General features: G+C 70.9%; 8 protein-coding genes and 1 rRNA gene. 4 read left to right on the top strand and 5 right to left on the bottom strand.

Translation table 11 applies throughout. The features are described 5' to 3' along the window. Positions 1 to 636: alpha amylase C-terminal domain-containing protein (locus tag ACZ7L4_RS42865; RefSeq protein WP_472110711.1), on the top strand; the 636-nt coding region annotated here is incomplete at its 5' end. A 54-nt stretch (positions 637 to 690) separates the two neighbouring features. Here the strand turns inward: ACZ7L4_RS42865 and ACZ7L4_RS42860 are convergent. Further along, positions 691 to 2,700: a HelD family protein gene (locus ACZ7L4_RS42860; RefSeq protein ID WP_472110709.1), complete on the bottom strand. Its 2,010-nt coding sequence runs from the start codon at positions 2,698 to 2,700 to the stop codon at positions 691 to 693. On the opposite strand from ACZ7L4_RS42860, the gene ACZ7L4_RS42855 reads away from it, so the two are divergent. Next, entirely contained in the window at positions 2,692 to 2,961 is a 270-nt protein-coding gene (locus ACZ7L4_RS42855) for a hypothetical protein (protein WP_472110707.1), read from the top strand. The genes ACZ7L4_RS42860 and ACZ7L4_RS42855 overlap by 9 nt on opposite strands. A gap of 126 nt (positions 2,962 to 3,087) precedes the next feature. Here the strand turns inward: ACZ7L4_RS42855 and ACZ7L4_RS42850 are convergent, their stop codons facing one another. From ACZ7L4_RS42850 to ACZ7L4_RS42840, 3 genes are read right to left on the bottom strand one after another with little or no spacing between them, the layout of a single operon-like run. Next, positions 3,088 to 3,408, bottom strand: a complete 321-nt coding sequence (locus ACZ7L4_RS42850; RefSeq protein WP_472110705.1) for a thioredoxin family protein — start codon at positions 3,406 to 3,408, stop codon at positions 3,088 to 3,090. Further along, on the bottom strand, positions 3,405 to 3,827 hold the full coding sequence (locus ACZ7L4_RS42845) for a MerR family transcriptional regulator (protein ID WP_472110703.1): 423 nt from the start codon (positions 3,825 to 3,827) through the stop codon (positions 3,405 to 3,407). Before ACZ7L4_RS42845 ends, ACZ7L4_RS42850 begins: the two co-directional genes overlap by 4 nt. 29 nt (positions 3,828 to 3,856) lie before the next feature. Then, positions 3,857 to 4,171, bottom strand: a complete 315-nt coding sequence (locus tag ACZ7L4_RS42840; protein ID WP_472110701.1) for a hypothetical protein — start codon at positions 4,169 to 4,171, stop codon at positions 3,857 to 3,859. 192 nt (positions 4,172 to 4,363) lie between these two features. On the opposite strand from ACZ7L4_RS42840, the gene ACZ7L4_RS42835 reads away from it, so the two are divergent. Then, the gene (locus tag ACZ7L4_RS42835; protein ID WP_472110699.1) at positions 4,364 to 5,245 is read left to right on the top strand and encodes an AraC family transcriptional regulator; all 882 of its coding nucleotides are present in this window, start codon (positions 4,364 to 4,366) and stop codon (positions 5,243 to 5,245) included. Positions 5,246 to 5,301: 56 nt separating this feature from the next. Beyond that, complete coding sequence (locus tag ACZ7L4_RS42830) at positions 5,302 to 6,111, top strand: maleylpyruvate isomerase family mycothiol-dependent enzyme (RefSeq protein ID WP_472110697.1); 810 nt, start codon at positions 5,302 to 5,304, stop codon at positions 6,109 to 6,111. Between the two features lie 64 nt (positions 6,112 to 6,175). Here ACZ7L4_RS42830 and rrf read toward each other — a convergent pair. After that, positions 6,176 to 6,251, bottom strand: a 5S ribosomal RNA gene (rrf, locus tag ACZ7L4_RS42825); the annotation flags it as partial.

Genomic DNA, 6,251 nt, shown 5'->3' with positions numbered 1-6,251 from the left:
TACGTCCTGCCGATCTCCCACGACGAGGTCGTGCACGGCAAACGCTCACTCGTCTCCAAAATGCCCGGCGACTGGTGGCAACAACGCGCCAACCAGCGCGCCTACCTGGGCTTCATGTGGGCCCACCCCGGCAAACAACTCCTCTTCATGGGCCAGGAGTTCGCCCAGGGCGCCGAATGGTCCGAAGCACACGGCCCCGACTGGTGGCTGCTCGACCCCGCGTACGGTGCCGAACCCGACCACCGGGGCGTGCGCGACCTCGTACGCGATCTCAACACCCGCTACCGGGCCGCGCCCGCCCTGTGGGAGCGGGACACCGACCCGGCGGGCTTCTCCTGGATCGCCGGCGACGCGGCGGAGGACAACGTCTTCGCGTTCCTCCGCCACGCCGCGGACGGCACCCCGCTCCTGTCGGTGTCCAACTTCTCCCCGGTGGTCCGCCACGCGTACCGCCTGGGCGTACCGGACGACATCTCGGCCTGGCACGAGATCCTGAACACGGACGCGGCCCGCTACGGCGGCGGCGACGTGACGAACCGCGACCCGATCAAACCGACAGACGACCCGACACACGGCCGCCCGGCAAGCATCACCCTCACGCTGCCGCCCTTGGCAACGGTGTGGCTGCGGCCGTAATTTTCAGCCCCTCCGGCGTTTGAGGAGCGGGGTCCGGGGCGGAGCCCCGCGGCGTCAGGAACCCGCCCCCTCAAGCGCCGAGGCCAGCGCCCGCGGCAGCGGATCCGCATGCACGACGCCCAAATCCTGCGTGGCCCGCGTGAGCGCCACATACAGATCGCTCACCCCGAACTCCCCGGGCTCGACCACAATCACCCGGTCGAACTCCAGGCCCTTGGCCTGCCGGGGATCGAGCAGCACCAGATGCCGCGTGAGATCGGGCTCACCCCCGGCCTCCACCCCCGGCAACCGCGCAGCCAGCGCCGCGCAAAGCCGCCGCGGCGCGATCACCGCGAGCCGCCCCTCCTCCGGAATCCGCTCGACCGCGGCCTTGGCCGTCGCCTCCACGACGTCGTCCGCACGCAGCGCCCACGGCCGCTCGCCGGTGGACCGCACGGAGGACGGCGCCTCGTAGCCCGGATGGGCGTCCCGCAGCACCGCCGCCGCCACGTCCATGATCTCGGACGGCGTGCGGTAGTTGACCCCGAGCCGGGTGTGCTCGAAGCGGTCCTCGACGTACGGCTCGAGGATGTCCGCCCACGCACCCACGCTGCCCTCCTCCGAGGTCTGCGCGGGGTCGCCGACCAGCGTCATCGACCGCGTCGGCGACCTGCGCATGAGCAGCCGCCACGCCATCGGGCTCAGCTCCTGCGCCTCGTCGACGATGATGTGCCCGAACGCCCAGGTCCGGTCCGCGGCGGCCCGCTCCGCCGCGCTGCGGTGGTCCTCCTCCTCGTACCAGCCGGCGACCCGGTCCGCGTCCACGATGTCGTGCGCGGCGAGCACCTCCGACTCGTCCTCGTCCTCGAACTCGTACGTCTCCGAGCCCTTGGAGAGGTCGAGCACGCCCTGCGCGTACGCGATCCGCTCCTGCCGCGCCGCCTCCGCGGCGGCCCGCTCGGCGCTGTCGTCGTACCCGAGCAGCTCGGCCGCCTCGTCGAGCAGCGGCACGTCCCCGACCGTCCACTCGCCGCCCTCGGCGCGCCGGATCGCGTCCGCGTCGTCCTCCGGCAGATGCGTCGGGTCGGCCAGATAGTCGGCGAGGAAGCCCTCCGCGGTCAGCTGCGGCCACAGCTCCTGGATGGCCGCGTGCACCTCGGCACTCGCCGCGACCCCCTTGCCGAGCTGCGCGATGTCGTCGGGGCCGAGGAAGTTCGGGCCGCCGTAGGGGTCGGCGCCGATCCGCTCGGTGAGCTGTTCGGTGAGCGCGTCGATCACCCGGAAGGCGAAGTGCGGGCGGCCCAGGTTGTGCGGCAGCTTGGTGTCGCGGGCCGCCTGGCGGGCCTCGTAGGCGATCTCCCAGTCGAGGATCAGGTCGCCGTCGTCGTGCGGAATGATCAGCGGGGCGCCGGGCTCGGGCAGTCGCTGCCGGTCCTCGACGGCCCGCGCGAGGCTGTCGGCCATCGCCGCCGAGCCCTTCACGGTGGCCGCGCGCGGCGTGTCCTTGAGCGTGGCGTGCACGCCGGGGAACAGCTCGCCGACCGTGGAGAGCAGCACCCCGGTCTCGCCGAGCGCGGGCAGCACCTCGCTGATGTACCGCAGGAACGCCGGGTTCGGGCCGACGATCAGCACGGCCCGCTTGGCGAGCAGTTCCCGCTGCTCGTACAGCAGGAACGCGGCGCGGTGCAGCGCGACGGCCGTCTTGCCGGTGCCCGGCCCGCCCTCGACGACGAGCACGCCGGGGTGCGGGTGGCGGATGATGCGGTCCTGCTCGGCCTGGATCGTCTGCACGATGTCGCCCATGCGGCCGGTGCGCGCCGAGTTCAGGGCGGCGAGCAGCACGGTGTCCCCGGTGGGGTCCTCGTACCCGGTGCGCTCCGAGTCGTCGAGGTCGAGGATCTCGTCGTGCAGCTCGGTGACCGTGCGCCCGTCGAACGTGAGGTGGCGCCGCCGGCGAAGACCCATCGGCGTATGACCGGTGGCGAGATAGAAAGGCCGGGCGACGGGCGCCCGCCAGTCGATCAGCATCGGCGTGCGCTCCGAGTCGTCGGCGCGAATTCCGATACGGCCGATGTGATGCGCCACACCGATTTCTTGATCGTCGTCGCTCTTGAGGTCAATTCGACCGAAGCAGAGCGACCCCTCGACCGCATTCAGCGCAGCGAGCAGCCCCGACCGCTCGACGACCAACAGGTCACGCTCGAGGAGCGCCTGCTGGCCGGTCCCCACCGGGGTGACCGCATCCCGGACGGAGTCCGCGGTGACGCCACGCAGCTCATCGACGCGCCTGTAGAGCGCGTCGATGTATTCCTGCTCTTTCTGCAATTCCAGGCTGTCCCGGCTTGACAAAACAACTCCCTGCCCGGTACCGTGGTTTTTGTTGGCCCCCACTGCGGGGCCTTTTCTGTGGGCACACAGAAACACCGAATATACCCCGGGCGGGGCCGAATTCCAATTGCGGGAGTTCGAGGGTTACGGAAGCTCCGCCAGTTCCTCCAGCAGCTTCCGCCTGGACCGGGCTCCCACGCGCGACCACACCGGCTCGCCGTCCTTGAACACCATGAGCGTGGGTGTCCCGAGCACGTTGTACGTCACGGCAGCTTCCGGACTCACATCGACGTCGACGGCCACGACGTCGAGCCGGTCCCGCTCCTCCTCCGCGATCGACTCCAGCACGGGACCCAGCTGCCGGCAGGGCCCGCACCACCGCGCGGTGAACTCCACGAGCACCGGCCGCCCCGCCCGCAGCACCTGCTCCTCGAAGTCCGCGTCGGTCACTCCACGCAACGTCATTCAGTCTCCCCTGGTTCGCCCAGTTCACAGCGCGGCTCGCTCTCCTGCGACGCGGCCAGCGCCTCCATGGCCCGCTCGGCACGCGCCAACTGCGCGCCGACCGTCTCGCGTACGGCGGTCAACTCGCCGATCAGCGCATCGAGTTCGGCCACCTTGCTCCGGTACACGGCCACCGACGCCGGGCACGAGTCGCCCTCCGGGTGACCGGCCCGCAGGCACTCCACGAACGGCCGGGTCTCCTCCAGGTCGAACCCGAAGTCCTGCAGCGTGCGGATCTGCCGCAGGGCCCGCAGGTCGTCCTCGTCGTACGTCCGGTAGCCGTTGCCACCGCGCCGCGCGGGCAGCAGCCCACGCGACTCGTAGTACCTGAGCGCCCGCGTCGTCGTACCGGCGCGGGCGGCGAGCTCTCCGATGCGCATGCGGAAGACGTTAGACCTTGCCGCTGACGTCAAGGCCAGTCGACGAGTACGAGGTACAGCGCGAACGCCGCCACGACGGCGAACGGCGCCGCCACCGAGAACCCCCGCCGCCGGGCCACGAACCGTTCCTCCCACGGCAGCAGCCAGGCGGTGGCGAGCGTGAGGAGCGCGACCGTCAGCCCCCAGCCGAAGACCGTGAAAGGCCACTCCTGCGAGGCCGCGGCGACCCCGTACGCGAGGAGCGCGGCGGGCAGCGTGATCACACTGGACACCAAGGGGGCGACCCACGACCGGGGACGCGGCGCGGGCGGTGCGACGGAGTCGTCCACGAGTTCGGAGATCATGTCTCCATCCAAGGCGGACAGCCGTTCGCCTACCTGAGTGCGCGTACTCAGCTCAGGTACTCAGCTGTCCCGGCCCGCACGACCGACTTCATCGGGCACAGGATGTCGGGTCCGCCCCCGTCCACCACGCCTAGCGTTCAAGACGTCAACAGCAGAACCGGAAGCAGCAGGAACCGGAGAGGAGAGGCCAGGTTGCTGGACCGACTCAACCAGGTCATGGACCACGTCGAGCAGCGCCTCGACGAGCCCCTGGACATCGCGGACCTGGCGCGCATCGCCACGACGTCCGAGTACCACCTGCGCCGGATGTTCTCGGCGCTCGCGGGCATGCCGCTGTCGGAGTACGTCCGACGGCGCCGGCTCACGGTGGCGGGCGCCGAGGTCCTCGCCGACCAGGAGTCGCTCCTGACCATCGCCGTGCGCTATGGGTACGGCTCGGGCGAAGCGTTCGCCCGGGCGTTCCGTGCCCTGCACGGGGTCGGCCCGGGCGAGGCCCGCCGGACGAAACCGGCTCTGGTCTCCCAGCCCCGCCTCTCCTTCCGGCTCACCGTCGAAGGGAACAGCAGCATGCGCTACCGCGTCGTGGAACGCCCCGACTTCAGCGTCGTCGGCCCGAAGGCCCGGGTCCCCCTGGTGTACCAGGGCCCGAACCAGTCGATCATCGACTTCGTCCGCTCCGTCCCACCGGAAACCGTCTCGGCCCTGAAGCAGTTGTCGAAGGACTCCGGCGAGGATCCCGAGGGCATCGTCGCGGTCTGCGACGACCTGGATCCCGGCCGCGCCGAGGGCAGCGAACTCGACTACTACCACGGGGTGGTGGCCGGCCCGGACGCACCGGCCCCCGCGGGCGCCACCGCCCTCCCCGTGCCCGCCGGCACCTGGGCCGTCTTCACCACGTCGGGCCCGGCCCCGGAGGCCATCCAGGCCCTCTGGGCGACGGTGTACGCGGAGTGGTTCCCCGCCAACCCGTACCGCACCCGCCCCGGCCCGGAGATCCTGCGCACGCGGATGTCACCGGACGGCACGACGGCGGACGCGGAACTGTGGCTGCCGGTGGAGCGGGAGCCCTCCTGACCCGACGGGCCCGTAATTCCCGGCCGATTGTCAGTGCCTGCGGCTACGTTGCGTCCATGAGCCACGCCGCAGGCACAACCTTGTCCGTCGCCCGGTATCTCGACTGCCTGGCCGCCGACTTCGACCGGCTCGGGGCCGCGGCCGCGTCGGCCCCGACGGCCCAGGTGCCGAGCTGCCCCGAGTGGACGGCCACCGACCTGGTGCGCCACGTCGGGCAGGTCTACGCACACAAGACGCAGGCCATCGTGGCGGCCACTCCGGGCACCGAACCCGAGTGGCCGCCGAAGGGCACGTCCGACGAGGCCCCCTTCACCCTCCTGAACCGCGCCTACGCCGAACTCCGGACGGCGATCGAGACACGGGAGCCGGAGGACCCGTCGGGCACCTGGTACGCCCCGGACCAGACCGTCGGCTTCTGGATCCGCCGCATGGCACAGGAGACGGTCATCCACCGCATCGACGCCGAACTCGCGGCGGGCGGCCCGATCACCGCGGTCCCGGACGACCTCGCCGTCGACGGGATCGACGAACTCCTGAAGGTGTTCACCGCCTACGCGGTCACCGAATGGTCCGCCTATTTCCGGGAGCCGCTGGCCGGCTCCCCGGGCCGTATGTACGAGGTACGCGCGGAAGGCGAGAAGGCCACGACGTGGCGGATCCGTACGGGGGCCGGTCCCACATTCACGGTCGAGGAGGCCGAGGACGCTGGCGGCCCGGCGGACGTCACCCTGAGCGGCACACCCGAGGCCCTGCTGCGCGATCTGTGGAACCGCGCAACCGCCGACGAGACCTCGCCGGTGCGGATCACGGGGACTCCGGAGGCGGTGGAGGAATTGCGGGCCTGCCTCAGGATTTCAACCCAGTAGAAAAGGCAGCTGAAACGCAGAAAAGCCCGGACCGTATCCCGGTCCGGGCTTTTCTTCAAAAATAGTTCGGCGGCGTCCTACTCTCCCACAGGGTCCCCCCTGCAGTACCATCGGCGCTGTGAGGCTTAGCTTCCGGGTTC

The organism is Streptomyces sp. NPDC107575 (genome assembly GCF_055657265.1).
Note: the sequence above shows the minus strand (reverse complement) of the source record. Positions and strands in the feature narration are given on the sequence as shown.